This window comes from Pseudoduganella sp. RAF53_2, assembly GCF_052113985.1.
Classification (GTDB): Bacteria; Pseudomonadota; Gammaproteobacteria; order Burkholderiales; family Burkholderiaceae_D; genus Rugamonas.
In genome coordinates this window covers 1-1,574 of sequence record NZ_JBFRDW010000939.1, presented here as the reverse complement: position 1 = coordinate 1,574, position 1,574 = coordinate 1, and the positions used below count along the sequence as shown (strand labels likewise).

1 protein-coding gene is annotated in these 1,574 nt (G+C 63.5%); it reads right to left on the bottom strand.

The window, feature by feature from the left end:
* Nucleotides 1-94: 94 nt before the first annotated feature.
* A partial coding sequence (locus AB4Z11_RS31205; protein WP_442029988.1) for a TonB-dependent receptor plug domain-containing protein occupies nucleotides 95-1,574 on the bottom strand: 1,480 nt, incomplete at its 5' end.

Genomic DNA, 1,574 nt, shown 5'->3' with positions numbered 1-1,574 from the left:
GGCCAGCCCCGCGCTGGCGCTGGCCGCCTGAGTTACCGGTTCTATCCTGTTCGCGGCGGCCTCGTGCCGCCGTTTTTTTTATTTGGTTTTTCTTTTAGAGCTTGATTTCGAGGAGGGCGCGGAATTGGGCGAAGGTGGGAGTGATCGTGGTGTCGTGCAGCGCGCCGAAGGTGTCGGCGTAGCTGGATTGGGCCACGTTATCCTGGTGCAGGGCGTTCGACATCGATACGCGCAGCTGCTGCTTCGGCGTGAACTTCCACAGCGCGTACAAGTCCAGCGCGCGCTTGGCGGAGCTGAAGGCGTACTGCTGGTCCGAAATGCGCACCGGCCCGCCCGATTGGAAGCTGAAACTGCCGCCCGCCGTCAGCGACAGCTTGTCCAGTTTCCAGTCCGCGCCCACCGTGCCACTCAGCGGCGTTTGCTGGTCCAGGCGATTGTTCGGACCCGGCACCGAATCCAGCGTCGACCAGTTGCGCGACAGGTTCGCGCGCATCTCCACCGCCGGTGCGGTCTTCATCAGCGCGCGCAGCGGCAACTTGGCTTCCAGTTCGACGCCATGCGTATTCGCCACGCCATCGTTCACCGGCCGCGATACCCACAGCCCGTTCATGAAATCCACGCGGCGGTGCGTGATATCGTCAATGCGGCGCATGAAGGTCGATGCGCTTAGCAGGCCGCCGTCGCCCAGGTAGTGTTCGAATGCCAGGTCCAGGCCCCAGGCCAGTTCGGGCTTCAGGTCCGGATTGCCCATCTGGTCCGGCGAGGTCGCCGTGTTGTTGTTCGACGCAAACCGGCGCGGAATCAGGTCGCCTACGCCCGGCGCTTTGTAGGTCCGCGTCACGCCCAGGCGCACCTGGTCTTTTTTCTGCTCGCCCAGCTTGTACAGCGTTTGAAACAGTGGGCTCAGCACATTGAACTTGTTGTCCACCGGCGCGTAATCGTTGCCCGTGCTTTTCACTTCGATGCCTTCCCAGCGCGTGCCGACGTACACCGACCAGCGGTCCGTCACATTCCATTCGTCCTGCGCGAAGAAGGCGGCGCGGCGCACGTCCGCATCGTAGAACTGGTCCAGGTTTTCCGCACGCGCGCCCACGGTGGAGCTTTCGCGCTGGATGCGCGCTTCATTGCGCTTGCTGTAGCCCACGTCCCAGCCCATGGCCAGCGAATGGCCGGTGAAGAGCGGCGTGGAGTATTTGCCGGTCGAGGTGAAGCCCTTGTCGGTGGAGCCGGACGAGATCAGCCGGTCCAGTGCCAGCGTGCCGTCCGCCCAGTATTGCGCGGAGGGCGCCGTGGTCGAGCGGTGGTTGTAGTTGGCGCCCAGCTTCATGTCCAGCTTGCGGCCTTCGCCCAGGTTGCGCGCCCAGCTCAGGTCTTCGCGGAATTGCTCAAAGCGCGATTCGACGTGCACCGTGGTGGCGCTGTACGGCGGCAGCGCGCCATACACGGTATCGATGTGCTCAGCATTGTCCACGCTGAAGCGGTTGACGTTGATGAAGGTCTGCGAGGTGATCACGTCGCCCGGCCCGACCGCATAGTTCACGCGCGGTGACAGATTCAGCTGGCGGAAGTTGCCA